Origin of the sequence: Salinivibrio sp. IB282, from assembly GCF_001995685.1 — a bacterium.
In the GTDB taxonomy this organism is placed as follows: Bacteria; Pseudomonadota; Gammaproteobacteria; order Enterobacterales; family Vibrionaceae; genus Salinivibrio; species Salinivibrio kushneri.
On sequence record NZ_MUET01000058.1, the window covers coordinates 1 to 19,614 of the forward strand.

At 50.2% G+C, this 19,614-nt stretch carries 16 protein-coding genes and 1 pseudogene; 10 read left to right on the forward strand and 7 right to left on the reverse strand.

Features of this window, described 5'->3' with window-relative positions:
- Positions 1 to 97 precede the first annotated feature (97 nt).
- A complete protein-coding gene (locus BZG14_RS11485) occupies positions 98 to 1,351 on the forward strand; it encodes a CinA family nicotinamide mononucleotide deamidase-related protein (RefSeq protein ID WP_241824665.1) in 1,254 nt (417 codons plus the stop codon).
- A gap of 36 nt (positions 1,352 to 1,387) precedes the next feature.
- Here BZG14_RS11485 and yfaE read toward each other — a convergent pair whose 3' ends face one another.
- The 5 genes from yfaE to ubiG all read right to left on the reverse strand — a co-directional run bounded on the left by yfaE (position 1,388) and on the right by ubiG (position 6,937).
- Complete coding sequence (gene yfaE / locus BZG14_RS11490) at positions 1,388 to 1,678, reverse strand: class I ribonucleotide reductase maintenance protein YfaE (protein ID WP_069361458.1); 291 nt, start codon at positions 1,676 to 1,678, stop codon at positions 1,388 to 1,390.
- Entirely contained in the window at positions 1,675 to 2,808 is a 1,134-nt protein-coding gene (nrdB, locus tag BZG14_RS11495; RefSeq protein ID WP_077485634.1) for a class Ia ribonucleoside-diphosphate reductase subunit beta, read from the reverse strand. Before nrdB ends, yfaE begins: the two co-directional genes overlap by 4 nt.
- Positions 2,809 to 2,860: 52 nt before the next feature.
- Positions 2,861 to 5,149 (reverse strand): class 1a ribonucleoside-diphosphate reductase subunit alpha, encoded by a 2,289-nt coding sequence (gene nrdA / locus BZG14_RS11500; protein ID WP_069361460.1) that lies wholly within the window; start codon positions 5,147 to 5,149, stop codon positions 2,861 to 2,863.
- Positions 5,150 to 5,545: 396 nt separating this feature from the next.
- Positions 5,546 to 6,202, reverse strand: coding sequence for a phosphoglycolate phosphatase (gene gph / locus BZG14_RS11505; protein WP_077608784.1), 657 nt, complete (start codon positions 6,200 to 6,202; stop codon positions 5,546 to 5,548).
- Positions 6,203 to 6,226: 24 nt separating this feature from the next.
- Positions 6,227 to 6,937, reverse strand: a complete 711-nt coding sequence (gene ubiG, locus BZG14_RS11510; protein ID WP_077608785.1) for a bifunctional 2-polyprenyl-6-hydroxyphenol methylase/3-demethylubiquinol 3-O-methyltransferase UbiG — start codon at positions 6,935 to 6,937, stop codon at positions 6,227 to 6,229.
- Between the two features lie 626 nt (positions 6,938 to 7,563).
- Here ubiG and gyrA point away from each other — a divergent pair.
- The 9 genes from gyrA to pyrF all read left to right on the forward strand — a co-directional run bounded on the left by gyrA (position 7,564) and on the right by pyrF (position 18,639).
- A complete protein-coding gene (gene gyrA, locus BZG14_RS11515) occupies positions 7,564 to 10,239 on the forward strand; it encodes a DNA topoisomerase (ATP-hydrolyzing) subunit A (protein ID WP_077485640.1) in 2,676 nt (891 codons plus the stop codon).
- Positions 10,240 to 10,454: 215 nt separating this feature from the next.
- A complete protein-coding gene (gene serC, locus BZG14_RS11520) occupies positions 10,455 to 11,537 on the forward strand; it encodes a 3-phosphoserine/phosphohydroxythreonine transaminase (protein ID WP_077608786.1) in 1,083 nt (360 codons plus the stop codon).
- Between the two features lie 266 nt (positions 11,538 to 11,803).
- Complete coding sequence (gene aroA, locus BZG14_RS11530) at positions 11,804 to 13,090, forward strand: 3-phosphoshikimate 1-carboxyvinyltransferase (RefSeq protein WP_077485644.1); 1,287 nt, start codon at positions 11,804 to 11,806, stop codon at positions 13,088 to 13,090.
- 200 nt (positions 13,091 to 13,290) lie between these two features.
- On the forward strand, positions 13,291 to 13,974 hold the full coding sequence (gene cmk / locus BZG14_RS11535; protein ID WP_069361466.1) for a (d)CMP kinase: 684 nt from the start codon (positions 13,291 to 13,293) through the stop codon (positions 13,972 to 13,974).
- 102 nt (positions 13,975 to 14,076) lie between these two features.
- Complete coding sequence (gene rpsA / locus BZG14_RS11540; RefSeq protein ID WP_069361506.1) at positions 14,077 to 15,747, forward strand: 30S ribosomal protein S1; 1,671 nt, start codon at positions 14,077 to 14,079, stop codon at positions 15,745 to 15,747.
- A gap of 72 nt (positions 15,748 to 15,819) precedes the next feature.
- Entirely contained in the window at positions 15,820 to 16,104 is a 285-nt protein-coding gene (gene ihfB / locus BZG14_RS11545) for an integration host factor subunit beta (RefSeq protein WP_046073494.1), read from the forward strand.
- A 288-nt stretch (positions 16,105 to 16,392) separates the two neighbouring features.
- Positions 16,393 to 16,680 (forward strand): LapA family protein, encoded by a 288-nt coding sequence (locus BZG14_RS11550; RefSeq protein WP_069361468.1) that lies wholly within the window; start codon positions 16,393 to 16,395, stop codon positions 16,678 to 16,680.
- 3 nt (positions 16,681 to 16,683) lie between these two features.
- Positions 16,684 to 17,853, forward strand: a complete 1,170-nt coding sequence (lapB, locus tag BZG14_RS11555) for a lipopolysaccharide assembly protein LapB (RefSeq protein WP_069361469.1) — start codon at positions 16,684 to 16,686, stop codon at positions 17,851 to 17,853.
- An 87-nt stretch (positions 17,854 to 17,940) separates the two neighbouring features.
- Positions 17,941 to 18,639 (forward strand): orotidine-5'-phosphate decarboxylase, encoded by a 699-nt coding sequence (pyrF, locus tag BZG14_RS11560; protein WP_077608788.1) that lies wholly within the window; start codon positions 17,941 to 17,943, stop codon positions 18,637 to 18,639.
- A 63-nt stretch (positions 18,640 to 18,702) separates the two neighbouring features.
- On the opposite strand, the gene BZG14_RS11565 is transcribed toward pyrF, so the two are convergent.
- Together BZG14_RS11565 and BZG14_RS15455 are read right to left on the reverse strand one after the other, a co-directional pair.
- Positions 18,703 to 19,518 carry a peptide ABC transporter ATP-binding protein gene (locus BZG14_RS11565; protein ID WP_077458058.1) on the reverse strand — a complete coding sequence of 272 codons (816 nt, stop codon included), beginning with the start codon at positions 19,516 to 19,518 and terminating at the stop codon, positions 18,703 to 18,705.
- Positions 19,502 to 19,614, reverse strand: a pseudogene (locus BZG14_RS15455) (peptide ABC transporter ATP-binding protein); the annotation flags it as partial. The gene BZG14_RS11565 and the pseudogene BZG14_RS15455, both read right to left, overlap by 17 nt.

Consider the following 19,614-nt stretch of genomic DNA (forward strand, 5'->3'; position numbering starts at 1 on the left):
CAGTAAAGTAAAGTGTACGGTTAGGCTGGGGTAGTGAATCGAGCGGTCTAATGTCATAATCAAAGACGAATCACGGTGACCAATAAGGAGCGGCAGGGTGGAAAACCAACAACATCAAGCACCAATGCCACAAATCGCGATGCTTTCTACCGGAGAGGAAGTGTTGCTGGGAGATATCACGGATACCAATGCAGCATGGCTATCAAGGACTTTATTTGAGAACGGGCTAACGATGTCTCGCCGGGTGACCATTGGGGATGACCTTGATGATATGGCGATTGAATTAGTTCGGTTATCACAGACAGAGCAAGTGGTGATTGTGAACGGCGGGCTTGGGCCCACTACGGACGATCTCACCACGGCGGCGATGGCATCGGCGATGGGGGTGGAGCTGACACTGAACGAAGCGTGGCTCGATGAGCTGAAACAGCGGTTTGAGCGACACGGCCGGCCGATGGCACAAAGCAACCTTAAGCAAGCGATGTTACCTGACGGCGCGCGCTTAATTGAGAACCCGAAAGGAACAGCGTGTGGTTTTCACTGTGAACTCAATGGGTGTCATTTTTATTTTACGCCTGGAGTGCCCTCTGAGTTTTTCGACATGGTTGAGCGCCAAATCCTTCCTGAGTTGTTACATGTTTACGCAGCAAAAGCGCGATCTTGTTACCGTTTGTTTACATTTGGCTTATCAGAGTCCGGGATCAGTGACGTGATGGCATCATTAGTGCTTCCTGACGATGTGTCATTGGGCTATCGCTCGAGTTTGCCTTTTATTGAGGTGAAACTGTTTATTGATGCAGACCATGATGAAAAAGACCCCCTCCTTGAGGCATTGCAACAGCGGCTTGCTGATTACGTGGTGTCATACAATGAGCCGATGGCTTCAGCATTAGCGTTTGACGTTAAACGTCACGGTATGGCGTTGAAAGTCGCCGAGCAATTTACCGGTGGTTGGCTATCAAGCTTACTCAATGGCCAAGCGGCTTACTTGGTTGAACAAGGCTGGGTAATGTCGAACGCGCATGTGCCGGAGCAAGCGGTGGCTAATCCTTTGGCGGCATCACTGGCGATGGCCAGTGCGACGATCAGCCCCGACCAAAAGCAAATTGGCCTTGCCTGTGGCCCGGAACTGCACGGACAAATTTGTGTGGCTATCTCCACACCAGAGGGCGAGTGGGGGCAGCGATTAAGCTTTAAACGGCAACTGTCTCACGACGATGCGCGCTGTTACATCTCTACGGTGTTATTAGATATGTTAAGGCGCTACTTAAGTGGGTATACGGTGATTGCCGATTATGCTTCACTGACACGACATGACGATATTTACATTGATGCAGACAGCATAGAATAGAAGGTCGGCAAGAGAACGGAAGGCGAGGCGATTGTATTACGCCTCGTTCACTTGTTTTTTGATGTCAGCGGGTTGGTAGTCGAACGCGATGGACACATCCGTCTGCGGCGCACTTTGACAAGCGAGGATTTCGCCTGGCATTACAAACGCCATACTTTCTCCCTGCGTGACAGACCCTTGATTAAGCTTACAGCGGCAGGCGCCACACATGCCATTTCGGCATTGATATTCAGGCTGAATACCGGCGTCTTCTAACTGCTCCAGCAAGTTTTGGTGGGTGTTGCCACCCACCATTATGCCGTTCACTTCGATGGTGATACGGGTCATAGCTCGAAGTCGCCAAAGTCTTCGACGCTGACTTCGTTATCGATCTGACCGACCAGATACGAGCTAATTTCGGCTTCCTGTGGTGCCACTTGAACATTGTCCGAGGACAGCCAAGCGTTAATCCAAGGGATGGGGTTTTGCGTGGCATTATCATAGGCAGGCGCTAAGCCCACCGCAGACATACGCAGATTGGTAATGTACTCGACGTACTGACACAGGATATCTTTGTTCAGACCGATCATCGAGCCATCACGGAATAGATACTCGGCCCAATCTTTTTCTTGTTCAGCGGCTTTTTTGAACAAGTCAAAGCACTCTTGCTCGCATTCTTTAGCAATCTCAGCCATCTCAGGATCGTCTTGACCACTACGTAGAATGTTGAGCATGTGCTGCGTCCCGGTCAGATGCAGTGCCTCGTCACGGGCAATAAACTTGATGATCTTAGCATTCCCTTCCATCAGTTCGCGCTCGGCAAAGGCAAAGGAGCATGCAAAACTGACATAGAAGCGAATGGCTTCAAGCGCATTGACCGACATCAGGCACAAATACAGCTGACGCTTGAGCGCGCGTAAGCTGACCGTGACCGTTTGCCCATTAATGGAATGTGTCCCTTCACCCAGCTGGTGGTAGTAGTTACTTAGCTCAATCAGGTCATCATAATACTGGGCAATGTCTTCTGCGCGCTTTTGAATGTGCTCATTCATCACGATGTCATCAAACACAATCGCCGGATCAGCCACAATATTACGAATAATGTGGGTATAAGAGCGAGAGTGAATGGTTTCAGAGAAGCTCCAGGTTTCAATCCAGGTTTCTAGCTCTGGAATAGAAACCAGTGGGAGTAGCGCGACGTTAGGGCTGCGACCTTGGATAGAGTCCAGCAAGGTTTGATACTTCAAGTTACTGATGAAAATATGCTTTTCATGTTCAGGTAGCTTGTTGTAATCAATACGATCGCTCGATACGTCCACTTCTTCTGGGCGCCAAAAGAACGACAACTGCTTTTCGATCAGTTTTTCAAAAATTTCATATTTTTGCTGATCGTAGCGGGCAACATTAACGGACTGGCCCAAGAACATGGGTTCTTTGAGCGGGTCATTGTTGATTTTAGAAAACGTACTGTAAGCCATGAATCTTATAAACCTCTAGAAAAGGGCCCAGGGGCCCCTTTGCATGTGTGTGTTAGATCTTACATGCACCGCCGGCACAATCATCTTCAGCCGCCTGCGCCGCGGTTGATTCCGACTGACCATCGCTCGCGCCATCACGGGTATTGTGATAGTACAGGGTTTTCACCCCCAGTTTGTACGCGGTGAGCAAATCTTTAAGCAGCTGGTTCATAGGAACTTTACCGCTTGCATGTCGGCTCGGATCATAATTGGTGTTGGCAGAAATCGCTTGGTCAACGAATTTTTGCATGATACCGACTAGCTGCAAGTAACCTTCATTGCTGCCAATGTTCCAGAGCAGTTCGTAATTATCTTTATACTTGTGATACTCAGGTACCACTTGTTTGAGAATGCCATCTTTGGAGGCTTTCACTGAGACAAAACCACGTGGTGGCTCAATGCCATTGGTGGCATTTGAAATTTGTGACGACGTCTCTGACGGCATCAAAGCGGTCAGCGTTGAGTTACGTAAACCATGGGTTTGGATATCCTTGCGCAAGGTTTCCCAATCCAGATGTAATGGCTCATCACAAATCGCATCCAGGTCTTTCTTGTAGGTATCGATAGGGAGGATACCTTGTGAATAAGTGGTTTCGTTAAACGCAGGACACGCGCCTTTTTCTTTCGCCAGCTCCACGGACGCACGCAATAAGTGATATTGAATCGCTTCGAAAGTGCGGTGGGTGAGGCCATTCGCACTGCCATCCGAATAACGTACACCGTGCTTAGCGAGGTGATAGGCAAAGTTAATCACACCCACACCCAGGGTACGACGGTTCATGGTCGCTTTGCGCGCGGCAGGTAACGGATAATCTTGATAATCCAATAACGCGTCAAGGGCACGAATGGTTAAGTCGGCCAACTCACCCAGCTCGTCGAGTGATTCAAGCGCACCCAGGTTAAAGGCGGACAGCGTACACAGTGCAATCTCACCGTTCTCATCTTCAACATTGTTCAGTGGCTTGGTCGGTAGCGCGATTTCTAAGCACAGGTTCGACTGGCGAATTGGGGCCACCGATGCATCAAACGGACTATGGGTATTACAATGGTCAACGTTTTGAACATAGATACGGCCGGTTGAGGCGCGCTCTTGCATCATCAGTGAGAACAGGTCGACCGCTTTTACCGTCTCGCGTTGGATAGTGTCGTCCGCTTCATACTGGGTATACAGACGTTCGAATTCATCCTGATCTTCGAAAAAGGCGTCGTACAAGCCAGGCACATCTGACGGGGAGAACAAGGAAATGTTGCCACCTTTAAGTAGGCGGGTATACATCAACTTGTTGATTTGCACCCCGTAATCCATGTGGCGCACACGGTTTTCTTCTACACCACGGTTGTTCTTCAATACCAGCAGTGATTCCACTTCGCGGTGCCAAATTGGATAAAATAAGGTCGCTGCGCCACCACGAACACCGCCTTGCGAGCAGCATTTCACCGCGGTTTGGAAATACTTATAGAACGGAATACAACCAGTATGGAAGGCTTCGCCGCCACGGATTGGGCTACCCAACGCGCGAATACGGCCTGCGTTAATACCAATACCTGCGCGTTGCGATACATAGCGAACAATCGCGCTGGATGTGGCATTGATAGAATCTAAGCTGTCGTCACACTCAATCAGCACACAAGAGCTAAATTGACGTGTAGGCGTACGTACCCCAGACATAATCGGTGTTGGCAGTGAGATCTTAAACTGCGAGGCAGCATCATAAAAACGACGAATGTAGTCCAAACGTGTTTCTTTCGGGTATGACGCAAACAGGCAGGCAGCGACCATCATGTACAAAAACTGTGCGCTTTCGTAAATCTCACCGGTGACACGGTTTTGCACCAGGTATTTCCCTTCCAGCTGCTTCACCGCGGCGTATGAGAAGTTCATATCGCGCCAGTGATCGAGGTAACTGTCTAGGGTATCAAGCTCTTCTTCGCTGTAGTCTTCCAAGATATGCTGATCATACTTGCCTTTCTCGACCATGTTTTTGACATGATCAACCAGCTTAGGGGGCTCGAACTGGCCATAGGCTTTTTTACGTAGGTGGAAGACAGCCAAGCGAGCTGCAAGATATTGATAATCCGGGCTCTCTTCGGAAATCAGATCGGCGGCAGCTTTGATGATTGTCTCGTGAATATCTTCCGTGCGCATGCCATCGTAAAACTGGATGTGAGAGCGCATCTCAACCAGAGAAACAGAAACGTTTGAGAGGCCTTCGGCAGCCCAAGTCACTACGCGATGGATTTTATCGAGGTTTAAGTTTTCTTTGCGTCCATCACGCTTTAATACGGTAATTTCTTGGTTCATTTGTATGCTTTCCCAATATTCCCTTGCCAAACTGCTCTTTTTCGCAAGTTTTTATAAAATGCTGATGATTTTTTGGTCGGCCTCTATGCGGACATCTCGTCGCTCATACACTATATATAGGGGGCGATGTCCGAGTCGGTTACAAGATAGTGATATAACCTACTTTTTGCAAGCCAGTCTTTGTTGGGGTGGGTGTGGATATCTTGGGGATGTTATATATAAAGTTAGTAATCACCAACCTAGTGACGCAAGGCCGACAAGATTAGTGAGAATTTCAATCACTGAAAGGCAAAAATTGGTAATAAAAAAAATTTATTTTGGTTGATCTTAGCGATGATCAGTGATCGTTTTTAACTGATTGAAAAGACAGCAAACCCCACAAAATGTGGGGTGTGACTAGGATCCAAGAATGGCGCTAAGCTGATCCGGCCTGGCGAAAATATGATCTGCTTTCCAATTATGAACTAAGGCTTGATCGCCGGTGTAACCCCATCCTGCGACGGCTGCCCCCATATTCGCCGCGCGCGCCGCTAATATATCGTTTTCAATGTCTCCGACATACAGCCCTTGTTGTGGCACACAATTGAGGCTTTTGGCTGCTTCAAGCAAAGGCATAGGGTGCGGTTTGGCATGAGCATAGGTATCGGCGCCAACGATGACCCTGGCCTCTTGCAGGCGAGGGAAAAAGGCGAGTAATTGATGCGTAAGCGCTTCGGGCTTATTGGTCACAATGCCCCAGGGGATGCGCAACTGATCCAGCTTGTCGAGCAGGGTGTCTATGCCAGCGTAAAGCTGGGTGCCATGGCATATCGCATCACCATAGTGATGAAGAAAACGCGCACGGAGGGCGACAGGGTCTTGATGTTGTGCTTGTTCGCCAAATCCAGCGCTTAACAGGCCGCGTGCGCCGAAACTTGTATGGGTATAAATTTGCTCGCGTGTTAACGGAGGCAAGTCAAACTCGGCGAGGACGCGGTTGGCGGCCTCACCCATATCGGGGGCGGTGTCAAGCAATGTGCCATCTAAATCAAAGAGAATGGTCGATGGGGTCATGCTGGCAAGCTCCTTATCAGTCGGCTAGGGCGCGACGGTGTGAACCAGGTAATTCACATCGACATTGGCGTTGGAGAGTTTGTAGGTATCAAACACTGGGTTGTAGTGAAGCCCTGTCATGTCTTTGGCCGTTAGCGGGGTGTTATCAATCATGTTCATCAGCTCTGAGGGGCGAATAAACTTATGGTGCTCATGCGTGCCTTTTGGCACCAATTTAAGCACATGTTCTGCTCCTAGAATTGCGAACAGCCAAGATTTGGTATTGCGGTTCAGTGTCGAGAAAAAGACATGACCACCGGGTTTTACCATCTGTGCACAGGCGTGAATCACGGAGGCGGGTTCAGGCACGTGTTCGAGCATTTCCATACAGGTGACAACGTCGTATTGCTGCGCATAGCTGCTGGCATGCTCTTCAGCGGTCGATTGGATATACTGCACATCGACACCTGCTTCAAGGGCATGGAGGCGCGCGACCGTTAAGGGCTCTTTGCCCATATCCAAGCCAGTGACCTCAGCGCCTTCTTGCGCCATGCTCTCCGCTAAGATACCGCCGCCACATCCGACATCAAGTACGGTTTTGCCGAATAACCCGCCTGCTTTGTCCAAGACATAATCGAGGCGTAATGGGTTGATCTGATGCAAAGGCTTAAATTCACCTTCTCGATCCCACCAGCGCGAGGCCATATCCTCGAATTTCTGAATTTCCGCCGGATCGACATTAGGTACTTGGCTCATAACTGCAGCTTCCTTATCGGTTTTGCTGCATTATAACGAAATCCAACGCGATAAAAAGAAGCCGTGCTTCTTGCGGGGCAGTGGGTGATATGACGGGGGATAGACAACCTGAGTCGAGGGCAAGGTGCACAGGTAGAGAAATAGCACGACGGCCAACCACCGCCGTGCAGAGGGAACCACATTACGCCGCGGTTAAAATGGCGCTGATGGCGATTATGCCAGCCAAAAGGTACTTGCCTGCTATGAGACAGGCACCAATCGCGTTAACGATACGAGTGAGCATCATGCCTCCTCTATGTATCAGGTTAACCAACGTTAGGTCGGTCAGACACGTCACATCTAAGTATGGTTGATATTTCTGTGCCTGCTAAAAAAGTGATCGTGTGCTCAAGTTAAAGGGATCATCCCTTTTTCGCGCTCAGACACCTTGTGGGCTTTTCTAGTAAAAAAATCAAAGTTAGCTTCGCAAGTGGTGGCTTTTTGTCCGTGTAGACGCGCTCAGCGCGTTTGCTAACGAGATCCGTGATACATCTTAGCCATATTCGCGTGTCTCCACAGAGGGTTTGTGTTATCCTCCGTGGTCACGTATTTGAATACGCAAACATTATTTGAGGGATGTTGGCTCCATGAGCGATCTTGCTAAAGAGATCACGCCAGTCAATATCGAAGAGGAGCTGAAAAGCTCGTATCTCGACTATGCAATGTCCGTCATTGTTGGCCGAGCTCTTCCTGACGTGCGTGATGGCCTAAAGCCAGTACACCGCCGCGTATTATTCGCGATGAACGTACTTGGCAACGACTGGAACAAGCCATATAAGAAATCGGCCCGTGTGGTCGGCGATGTAATCGGTAAATATCACCCCCATGGTGATAGTGCGGTATACGACACCATTGTGCGCATGGCACAGTCGTTCTCACTGCGCTACATGTTGGTAGATGGCCAAGGTAACTTCGGCTCTATCGACGGTGATTCAGCCGCGGCAATGCGTTATACCGAAGTGCGTATGGCGAAAATTGCCCATGAGCTGCTTGCCGATCTCGACAAAGAAACCGTGGATTATGTGCCGAACTATGACGGTACCGAGCAAATCCCGGACGTATTGCCAACGCGTGTCCCCAACCTGCTGGTTAACGGCGGCTCCGGGATTGCGGTCGGGATGGCAACCAACATCCCACCTCACAACTTAACCGAAGTCGTTAACGGGTGTCTGGCGTATATCGATAATGAAGATATCACTATTGATGAGCTGATGGAGCACATTCCAGGCCCAGACTTCCCGACAGCGGCAATGGTTAATGGTCGCAAAGGGATTGAAGACGCCTACAAAACCGGGCGTGGCAAAATCTACTTGCGTGCCAAGGCGGATATCGAAACTGACAAAAATGGTAAAGAGACCATTGTTGTCAATGAAATCCCCTATCAAGTCAACAAAGCGCGTTTGATTGAAAAGATTGCCGAGCTGGTTAAAGACAAGAAAATTGATGGCATTTCCGCGCTGCGTGATGAGTCCGATAAAGAGGGCATGCGGATTGTTATTGAGTGTCGGCGCGATGCGGTGGCTGAGGTCGTACTGAACAACCTCTACGCGCAAACCCAATTACAGACGTCATTCGGCATGAATATGGTGGCGTTGGATAATAACCAGCCGAAGCTCTTTAACCTTAAAGGGATGCTTGAGTGCTTTGTTAACCACCGCCGTGAAGTGGTCACACGTCGTACCGTGTATGAGTTGCGTAAAGCGCGCGACCGTGCCCACATCCTCGAAGGCTTAGCGGTTGCGCTGGCGAACATCGACGAAGTCATTGAGCTTATTCGTCAAGCCCCTACGCCTGCGGTAGCCAAACAAGAGCTACAAGATCAAGGTTGGGGACTCGGGGGCGTATCCGCCATGCTGGAAGCCGTGGGCGGTGAAAACGCCCGTCCAGAATGGCTGGCGCCAGAATTTGGTGCCCGTGATGATGGCTCGTACTATCTGACCGAGCAGCAAGCACAAGCGATCCTTGATTTACGTCTGCACAAGCTGACTGGGCTTGAGCACGAAAAGATTTTAGACGAATACAAAGGCTTGCTGGAACAAATTGCGGAGCTGCTGCATATCTTGGCGAGTACCGAGCGCTTGATGGAAGTGATCCGTGAAGAGCTTGAAGCGGTGCGTGATGGTTTTGGTGACAAACGTCTGACCGAAATCACCGCGGCGAGTGCCGACATTGATATTGAAGATCTTATCAATGAAGAAGACGTGGTGGTAACCTGGTCACACGACGGTTATGTTAAGTATCAGGCTCTGAGCGATTATGACGCGCAGCGCCGTGGTGGTAAGGGGAAATCAGCAACGCGAATGAAGGATGAAGACTTCATTGAGCGACTGCTGGTTGCTAATACTCATGACACAATACTGTGCTTCTCGACGCGCGGGCGTATGTACTGGCTGAAAGTCTATCAGCTGCCGCATGCATCGCGTAATGCGCGCGGTAAGCCAATTGTGAATCTACTCCCGCTGGAAGAAGATGAGCGTATTACCGCGATCCTGCCAGTGCGTGAGTATGAAGAAGACAAATACGTCTTTATGGCCACAGCTCATGGTACCGTTAAGAAAACACCACTGACTGACTTTAGCCGTCCACGTAGCGCCGGGATCATTGCAGTGAACTTGCGTGAGGGCGATAGCCTGATTGGGGCCCAGCTCACTGATGATAGCAGTGAAGTCATGCTGTTCTCGCAATTCGGTAAAGTAGTGCGCTTCCTGGCATCGAATGACACCGTTCGCGCGATGGGTCGTACCGCCGCGGGGGTACGAGGCATTCAATTGGCTGAAAACGATCAGGTCGTCTCTTTGATTGTGCCGCAAGAGAATGCGGAAATCTTGACCGTGACCGAGAACGGCTTTGGTAAGCGTACAGCGTTGGCAGAATACCCAACCAAGAGTCGTGCGACCAAAGGGGTGGTTTCGATCAAAGTCTCTGAGCGTAATGGCGACGTTGTCAGTGCCATCCAAGTCTGTGAAGGCGATGAGCTGATGATGATCACTAATGCGGGGACCTTAGTCCGTACTCGCGCAGAAGAGGTGAGCCAAGTAGGGCGTAACACCCAAGGTGTACGCTTGATTCGCGTCAGTGATGACGAGAAAGTGGTGGGCCTGCAGCGCATCGAGGAACCAGACGAAGAGGAGATGGAAGCGCTGGCTAATGAAGCCGGGACAACCACTCAGTCTGACGGTGGCAAAGCATCAGCGCCTATCAATGATGGCGAACGCGATGCTAACGATCAGTCGCCTGCGTCTGATGATGATCAAGACGCATAAGTCGTCGCTGAGATAACGTCTTAAGGGTGCAGTGAACTGCACCCTTTTTTATTGCCTATTAACAGGAGTGATGGCGGAAATTGTGTTCGGATCGGCGTTGGCGCTTTCAAATTGTTCGCGAAACGTGTTAAATCAATCACACGCCTTTTAAAACAGAGAAACCCTTGCGACGTTCGACGCCGCAAGTGACAAATAAGCAGGAGCCCCTCCCCAACATGGATAAGGTATATAATTTTTCCGCAGGCCCCGCGATGTTGCCACGCGAGGTGATGCTAAAAGCGCAAAAAGAATTGATGAACTGGCAAGACTTTGGTACCTCGGTGATGGAAGTGTCGCATCGCAGCCAAGCATTCTTAGCCCTTGCCCGTCAGTCARAGCAAGATTTGCGTGAACTCCTAGTGATTCCTGATAACTACCATATTCTTTTTTGTCAGGGAGGCGCGCGAGCGCAGTTCGCCGCGGTGCCCATGAATCTAATGGGGAGCCACACCATCGCCGATTATGTCGATGGCGGCTACTGGGCCGAAAGTGCGGTCAAAGAAGCCAAACGCTATTGCACGCCCAATGTTATCAATGTTCGCCGCGAGCGAGAGGGCAAGCGCGCTATCTCGCCGGCGAAAGACTGGCTACTGAGTGATGATGCGGCGTATGTCCATTTCTGCCCTAACGAAACCATTGATGGTATCGAAATCAATGATTTGCCTGAAACCCATAAACCCATTGTCGCGGACATGTCGTCAACCATCCTGTCACGTCCGATTGATGTGTCGAAATATGGGGTGATTTACGCTGGCGCGCAAAAGAACATTGGTCCTGCCGGGCTGACCTTGGTGATTGTGCGTGATGATTTACTCGGTTTAGCCAAAGACGTCTTGCCTAGTGTGCTTAATTATCAAGTGTTGGCCGAGAAAGACTCGATGTTTAACACGCCACCGACCTTTGCTTGGTATCTGGCCGCCGAAGTCTTTAAATGGTTGAAAAAACAAGGCGGGATCGAAGCGATTTACGCGCGTAATCAACAAAAAGCAGCCCTGCTTTACCAAGCGATTGATCAATCGAGCTTATATCGCAATGACATTCACCAAGACAATCGTTCCTTGATGAATGTGCCGTTTCAGTTGGCGAACAGCGACCTGGATGAGACTTTCCTTGCTGAAGCAACGGAACAGGGCTTACAGGCGCTGAAAGGCCACAGAGATGTGGGCGGCATGCGTGCCTCTATCTACAACGCCATGCCCCTTGAGGGCGTTCAAGCCTTGGTCGACTTTATGGCCAAGTTCGAGAAAAAATACGGCTAGTAAAGGGTCGTGACCGTCAAGCTAGACGGCTGCGTTAAGATGCCACAGGGTGACCTTCCCAAATCATTGGCGCTTGTGGCCATCTCTTGGCGTTACCAGCCATCGTTTGGCGTTATCTGCCAATGGCTCGAGCACAAAACCAAGCCGCTTCTCTACGGGGAAGCGGTTTTTTATTTGGGAGGCGAGGATGACAAAAATAATAATTGTGAGGTAACCGGTATTTTGGTTATTCTTGGGGGCACTAAGCATCACGGATATAAACCAGAATGGAGCAACTGACACTTTCCCCGATTTCTCATGTTAACGGCCAAATTAATCTTCCCGGCTCTAAAAGTGTGTCTAACCGCGCGCTATTGCTTGCCGCGTTAGCCTCAGGCACCACCCGATTAACCAATTTACTGGATAGTGACGACGTGCGGCATATGCTCAATGCATTTACCGCGTTGGGGGTTGACTATCAATTGTCCAGCGATCGCACCGAATGTGTGGTGCAAGGACTGGGACAACCGTTTAATAGCGCTGAGGCGACTACGCTGTTTCTCGGCAATGCGGGCACGGCGATGCGACCCTTAACGGCTGCATTGTGCCTGGGTGAGGGGGATGTCACCCTGACAGGTGAACCGAGAATGAAAGAGCGTCCTATTGGCCACCTTGTTGACGCCCTGAATGCGATTGGTGCTGATATCCAGTATCTTGAGACTGAAGGCTATCCGCCACTACGTATCCATGGCACTGGCTTGGCGGGTGGCGACGTTAGCATTGATGGTAGCATCTCCAGTCAGTTTCTCACCGCATTACTGATGGCCGCGCCATTTGCGGAGCAAGAAACCCGGATCACTATTAAAGGGGATCTGGTCTCTAAACCTTATATCGATATTACCCTAGCCATCATGGCGCAATTTGGTGTTGAGGTACAAAATGATCACTACCAAGCGTTTGTGATCCCTGCCGGGCAGTGTTATCAATCGCCAGGCCATTTTATGGTAGAGGGCGATGCATCATCAGCCTCGTATTTTCTTGCCGCAGCCGCAATCAAAGGCGGAGAAGTGAAAGTCACGGGTATTGGGCGTCATAGCGTACAAGGCGACATTCAGTTTGCCGACGCACTCGCGGCGATGGGGGCTGAGATCGAGTGGGGAGAGGATTATGTGCTTGCCCGTCGACAAACACTTAAAGGCGTCGACATGGACTTTAATCATATTCCTGATGCCGCGATGACTATTGGTGTGGCCGCTTTATTTGCCGAGGGACCGACGTGGATCCGCAACGTGTACAATTGGCGGGTCAAAGAAACCGATCGTCTGTACGCAATGGCTACCGAGCTTAAAAAGGTAGGTGCTGTGGTTGAAGAGGGCGAAGACTATCTATATGTCGAGCCACCAACGCAGTTGCAACATGCGGCCATCGACACCTATGACGATCACCGAATGGCAATGTGCTTCTCGCTAGTGGCGTTAAGTGACACGCCCGTCACTATCAACGATCCAGGCTGCACCTCAAAAACCTTCCCGGATTATTTCGAGAAGCTCGCGGCAATCAGCATTGCGGAATAATCATACTGCAACTCATTGCTGCTGATATCGACGCAGCAGCAATGATTTCCTGCCGGATTTCTTCTATACTATGCGCCGATTTATCGATGGGCTTGTTGGGCAAACGGTGTGTTTGTCGCATGATGATATGCCAGGCGTCAAACCCGTTTTAAGCCGCAAGCGACGCGAATCGAGTAAAGTTGACGAACGTGGAGAGATTTATGCCGACACAGGCGCCTGTGATTACAGTAGATGGCCCAAGTGGTGCAGGAAAAGGAACCTTATGTATGCGGTTGGCGGAGACACTAGGCTGGCATTTGCTAGACTCTGGCGCCATCTATCGTGTTTTGGCATTAGCGGCGATTCATCATGACGTAGATACCGCATCAGAAGACGCGCTGGTACCGTTGGCGGCGAACCTAGACGTCCAATTTATCGCTGAGGGTGAGCTGGTGAAGGTGATCCTCGAAGGGGAAGATGTGTCTGGTGCCTTACGCACTGAACAAGTGGGTAATCAAGCATCAAAAGTCGCGGCCCTCCCGCGTGTTCGCGAGGCATTGCTGCGCCGTCAGCGTGCGTTTGTCGGCGAGCCAGGTTTGATTGCTGATGGCCGTGATATGGGCACCGTGGTCTTTCCGCAAGCCGAGGCGAAAATCTTCCTGGATGCTAGCGCAGAAGAACGCGCGCGCCGGCGCCAGCATCAGTTGCAAGGCAAGGGGGTTAATGTTACCTTTGACCGCCTTTTAAGCGAAATTCAAGAGCGTGATGATCGTGACCGCAATCGAGCGGTGGCGCCATTGCGTCCCGCGTCAGATGCATTAGTGCTAGACTCAACGTCGCTATCAATCGACGAAGTGATTGCACAAGCACTGGCGTTTATTGAAAGCAAATTATCGGCTGCATAAGCAGTCTATAACCGTTAGCTGCAAGGATGATAGCTAACATATTTAACAACCCCATGCGGTAGGATACCCGTGGACGTTTATCAAATTGAAGATTTAAATATAATGACTGAATCTTTTGCTCAACTCTTTGAAGAGTCTCTAAAAGAAATCGAAACTCGCCCAGGTTCTATTGTTAAGGGTACTGTTGTTGCTATCGAGAACGGTTTCGTTCTGGTTGACGCAGGCCTGAAATCTGAATCGTCTATTCCAGCTGACCAATTCAAGAACGCTGCTGGCGAACTTGAAATTGAAATCGGCGGTGAAGTCGATGTAGCCCTGGACGCAGTGGAAGATGGTTTCGGTGAAACTCAGCTTTCTCGTGAGAAAGCGAAGCGTCACGAAGCTTGGATCCAGCTAGAGAAAGCGTACGAAGAAGCTGAAACCGTTAACGGTGTTATTAACGGTAAAGTGAAAGGTGGTTTCACCGTAGAACTGAACGGCATCCGTGCGTTCCTACCGGGTTCACTGGTTGACGTTCGTCCAGTACGTGATACTTCTCACCTGGAAGGCAAAGAGCTCGAGTTCAAAGTAATCAAGCTTGACCAGAAGCGCAACAACGTTGTGGTTTCTCGTCGTGCGGTTATCGAGTCAGAAAACAGCGTTGAGCGTGACGAGCTGCTAGCTTCTCTGCAAGAAGGCATGGAAGTTAAAGGTATCGTTAAGAACCTGACTGACTACGGTGCGTTCGTTGATCTTGGCGGCGTTGACGGCCTGCTTCACATCACTGACATGGCGTGGAAGCGCGTTAAGCACCCATCAGAAATCGTTAATGTTGGTGACGAAATCAACGTTAAGGTTCTGAAGTTTGACCGTGAGCGTACTCGCGTATCGCTTGGCCTGAAACAACTGGGTGAAGATCCATGGGTAGCTATTGCTAACCGTTACCCAGAAGGTCACAAGCTGACTGGCCGTGTAACCAACCTAACTGACTACGGCTGCTTCGTTGAAATCGAAGAAGGCGTTGAAGGTCTGGTACACGTGTCTGAAATGGACTGGACCAACAAGAACATCCACCCATCTAAAGTGGTTAACGTGGGTGACGAAGTTGAAGTCATGGTTCTGGACATCGACGAAGAGCGTCGTCGTATCAGCCTTGGTCTGAAACAGTGTAAAGCCAACCCATGGCAGCAATTCGCTGAAACTCAGAACAAAGGCGATCGTGTAACTGGTAAGATCAAGTCAATCACTGACTTCGGTATCTTCATCGGTCTAGACGGCGGCATCGACGGTCTGGTTCACTTGTCTGACATTTCTTGGAACGTGGCTGGCGAAGAAGCCGTTCGCGAATACAAGAAAGGCGACGAGATCTCAGCAGTTGTTCTTCAGGTTGACGCCGAGCGTGAGCGTATCTCACTGGGCATCAAGCAGATGGAAGAAGACCCATTCAACAACTACCTGGCAGCGAACAAGAAAGGTGCTATCGTTAACGGTACGGTAACGGCTGTTGACGCGAAAGGCGCAACTGTTGAGCTTGCAGAAGGTGTTGAAGGTTATCTGCGTGCTTCTGAAGCCGCGCGTGACCGTGTTGAAGACGCGACACAAGTCCTGTCAGTTGGCGACAGCGTTGAAGCGAAGTTCACCGGCGTTGACCGTAAGAACCGCGTTCTGAACCTGTCTGTTCGTCTGAAAGACGAAGCTGACGAGCAAGAAGCGATGGCTAGCCTGAACAAATCTGATGAAGGCGCTATCGGTAATGCTATGGCTGACGCGTTTAAAGCAGCGAAGAGCGAATAATGTATAAGTTGAGGGGGAAATTTTCCCCCTCTGCATTTATACTGTTGAGAAACATACTAAAGCGGGGTGTCTATGACCAAATCTGAGTTAATTGAAAGGCTCTGTAGTCAGCAAGCCCATCTGTCTGCTAAGCAGGTAGAGGATGCTATCAAGGAAATCCTTGAGCATATGGCGACCACACTTGAAAGCGGTGATCGGATCGAAATCCGTGGTTTTGGTAGTTTCTCACTGCATTATCGCGCGCCTCGTGTGGGGCGTAATCCGAAAACAGGGGAAAAAGTGGAGCTTGACGGTAAATACGTCCCGCACTTCAAACCTGGTAAGGAGCTTCGTGATCGCGTTAACATCTATGGTTAAGCGATAGACGCTGGAAAAAACGGCATGCTGCAGGTATGCCGTTTTYTTATGCCTATCGATCATAGCTTGCGTGGCGAATTTCCTGCATAATCATACCTTCTGTGTAAGATCTTGTACCCACAGCTAAAACCTTGCCACTTGCCATCATGCAAGTGGACAGCGCGAGCCAAGGGTGTATTAGTAACGTTTTGTTGTATCAAGCAAACGTTCACAGTGACAAGTGCCTCGCATCTTGTCGTTCTGCCATAATTGAAGAGGCACTAGGCCTTTCGCAATGAGGGAATACTTGTGAAAATACTCGGCATTCTGTTTCTGGTGTTATGTTTTCTGATCACCTTGGCGCTGGGAGCGCAAAACCAAGATGTGGTCAACTTTAACTACTTAATTGCTCAAGGGGAATTTCGTCTTTCTGTGATCTTGGGTATCGTCTTTGTCATGGGTTTTGGCATTGGTTGGTTAATCTGCGGTGCGTTATACCTAAAAGCGAGAGTGACCGCTCGAAGACTGCGTAAGCAGGTGGATAAGCAACGCAAAGAACTTGATAAATTGCGCACGGACCCGCTTAAGGAACAATAATTCATGCTAGAGCTGTTGTTTCTGTTGCTCCCCATTGCGGCCGGTTACGGCTGGTATATGGGTAACAGGAATGCTCGTCATCGACGGCAAGAACAGTCACATCACTTGTCTCGTCAGTATGTGGCGGGGCTCAATCTGCTGCTGTCTGAACAATCAGATAAAGCAGTCGATCTGTTTATCGAGCTACTCCAGGTCGACAATGAGACCATTGATACCCACCTTGCCCTTGGCAATCTGTTTCGCTCTCGGGGCGAAGTCGATCGCGCGATTCGCATCCACCAGAACCTGATTGCTCGCCCTAATCTGACGCTTGATCAACGCAACCTCGCCATGCAACAGCTGGCCAAAGATTACATGGTCGCCGGGTTTTTTGATCGCGCAGAAAAGATATTTTCCGAGCTGGTTGATGAGCCAGATTATCAAGAGTTTGCCCTTCAGCAGTTGTTGGCTATCTTTCAGCAAACCCGAGAGTGGGAAAACGCGATTGATACCGCGAGCAAACTGGTCAAGATGGGCAAGCATAAGTTACGTAAAGACATTGCCCATTTTCACTGTGAGCTGGCGATGCAACAACTCGCTGAGGGCGATGAACACAAGGCACGGCAATGCTTTCGCCGCGCCCTGTCGTATGATAAGAGCTGTGTGCGTGCCAGTTTGAAGCTGGCCAAGCTTGATATCCAGCATGAAGACTACAAAGGGGCGATCAAGCAGCTGGAGAACATCCTTGAGCAGGATGCGGACTTTGTCAGTGAAGCGCTACCTTTGCTGGCGGAGAGCTACCGTGCATTAGGGCGTGAAATGCATTTGGTCCGATTTTTAAAAGAGTGTATTGAAAAGAACGCTGGGGTCAGCGCAGAGCTGATGCTGTCAGAAGTGATTGGCAACAATGAAAATATCGCGATGGCGCAAAGCTTTCTCACCCGCCAGCTTACTCGCAATCCGACTATGCGCGGTTTCCACAAGTTGATGGAATACCATGTCGATCAAGCCGAAGAGGGTCGCGCTAAAACCAGTTTGAACACGCTAAAAGACTTGGTCGCCGAACAGATGAAGGTGAAACCGCATTATCGTTGTCGAAAATGCGGCTTCTCCACTCACGCGCTTTACTGGCAATGCCCGTCCTGCAAAAGCTGGGGGGCAATCAAGCCAATCCGGGGGCTTGATGGTGAATAAGGGCGATGCATTGGCATCGCCGTTTTTTTATCTATCGCGCGTGAATCACCGCTTAGCTGAACACTATATAAGGAACAAGGAGACAACATGCACGACCCAAAAGTCATCGTGGCACTCGATTACGCAGACATGAATCAAGCACTGGCCTTTGTGGATAAAATAGAGCCGGGCTCATGTCGCTTGAAAGTGGGCAAAGAAATGTTCACCWTATTTGGGCCGGCATTAGTTAAACAGCTGCACGCGGGGGGACATGAGGTATTTCTCGATCTTAAATTCCACGACATCCCCAATACGTGTGCACGTGCGGTGTCGGCGRCGGCTGAGTTAGGGGTCTGGATGGTCAACGTCCACGCCTCTGGTGGCGAGCGAATGATGGTTGCGGCACGTGAAGCCCTGGCCCCCTATGGCGGCAATCGCCCCTGGTTGATTGGCGTGACCGTACTGACCAGCATGACAGCAAACGATTTAGCTGACAGTGGCCTTCATACGTCACCGCAAGCACAGGTGCAGCGCTTAGCGGGGTTAACCAAGCAGGCAGGGCTTGATGGGGTGGTGTGCTCTGCGCATGAAGCCAGTCTATTGAAGGCTGAATGTGGAGATGGGTTTAAGTTGATCACTCCGGGGATCCGTCCCGCCGGCAGTGACCAAGGTGACCAACGCCGAGTGATGACGCCAAAAGAAGCGGTGCAAGCGGGCTCTGATTATCTTGTGATCGGTCGGCCGGTGACGCAGGCAGCCGATCCTGCTGCTGTGCTGGCAGCGATCAACCAAACGTTAACTAGCTAAGCGATTAAGATCATAGATAAATGGCAATAAAAAGAGCGGCTAACAATGCCGCTCTTGATCAGGCTATGGCCGTGCGCCAGCTGATTTACGCGAACGCCGGTCTAAGACAGGTGCGGTAAAATGACTATCAATCAGCCTTTGCGTCAAGCCGTGTTGCGGGTTGGCAAAAATGTCTGCGGTATTGCCTGATTCCACCACGTTCCCTTTTTGCATCACCATCAATTTGTCAGTGACGTGTTTAATCACCCCCATATGCTGAGACACATACACGTAAGACAGTCCCATCTCATCTTGTAACTCCAACAACAAGTTGATGATTTGCGAGCGCATGGACATATCCAAGCCATTTAAGGCTTCATCAGCGATAATGACACTGGGTTGCAGAATTAAGGCTCTCGCAAGCGATACCCGTTGCTTTTGGCCGGTGGCCAGCATTTGCGGATAAAAGTAGGCGTGCTCGGGTAACAAGCCCACGCGCAATAGCGTGTTCTTAATGCGTTTGCCGCGCTCTTGCGGGGTCATGTTGGTGTTTCGTCGCAAGGGGCCTTCTAAGATTTGCCCGATCTGATTGCGTGGGTTGAGCGAGGTGTTCGGATCTTGGAAGATCATCCGAATCAACTTACAGCGAGTTTGGTAATCTTTGTAACGCAGCGTCTCGCCATTAACTCGGATTTGCCCTGCCGTTGGCTCGATCACACCCGCAATCATGCGTGCTAGAGTTGATTTTCCTGAGCCATTCTCGCCCACAAAGGCAATGGTTTCCCCCACATCCAATGAAAAAGACACAGGCTTAACCGCATGAGTGACACGCTTTCTCAACCACCCAGTCCGGTGATGATAATCTTTGGTGAGCCCATCTATTTCAAGAAGAGCGGCCATGCTTGTTCTCCATGTTGAGTGGGAAATGACAGGCAAATTTATGGTTTTTCACTTTTTGCGTATGTGGGGTTTCCACACATTTACGCTGTGCATACG

Bases quoted from the DNA above. Each gene is read 5' to 3' on its own strand.
- gyrA (WP_077485640.1), top strand. From the start codon at position 7,564: ATGAGCGATCTTGCTAAAGAGATCACGCCAGTCAATATCGAAGAGGAG.
- ihfB (WP_046073494.1), top strand. From the start codon at position 15,820: ATGACCAAATCTGAGTTAATTGAAAGGCTCTGTAGTCAGCAAGCCCAT.
- lapB (WP_069361469.1), top strand. From the start codon at position 16,684: ATGCTAGAGCTGTTGTTTCTGTTGCTCCCCATTGCGGCCGGTTACGGC.
- cmk (WP_069361466.1), top strand. From the start codon at position 13,291: ATGCCGACACAGGCGCCTGTGATTACAGTAGATGGCCCAAGTGGTGCA.
- rpsA (WP_069361506.1), top strand. From the start codon at position 14,077: ATGACTGAATCTTTTGCTCAACTCTTTGAAGAGTCTCTAAAAGAAATC.
- nrdB (WP_077485634.1), bottom strand. From the start codon at position 2,808: ATGGCTTACAGTACGTTTTCTAAAATCAACAATGACCCGCTCAAAGAA.
- gph (WP_077608784.1), bottom strand. From the start codon at position 6,202: ATGACCCCATCGACCATTCTCTTTGATTTAGATGGCACATTGCTTGAC.
- ubiG (WP_077608785.1), bottom strand. From the start codon at position 6,937: ATGAGCCAAGTACCTAATGTCGATCCGGCGGAAATTCAGAAATTCGAG.
- nrdA (WP_069361460.1), bottom strand. From the start codon at position 5,149: ATGAACCAAGAAATTACCGTATTAAAGCGTGATGGACGCAAAGAAAAC.
- yfaE (WP_069361458.1), bottom strand. From the start codon at position 1,678: ATGACCCGTATCACCATCGAAGTGAACGGCATAATGGTGGGTGGCAAC.
- BZG14_RS11565 (WP_077458058.1), bottom strand. From the start codon at position 19,518: ATGGCCGCTCTTCTTGAAATAGATGGGCTCACCAAAGATTATCATCAC.
- aroA (WP_077485644.1), top strand. From the start codon at position 11,804: ATGGAGCAACTGACACTTTCCCCGATTTCTCATGTTAACGGCCAAATT.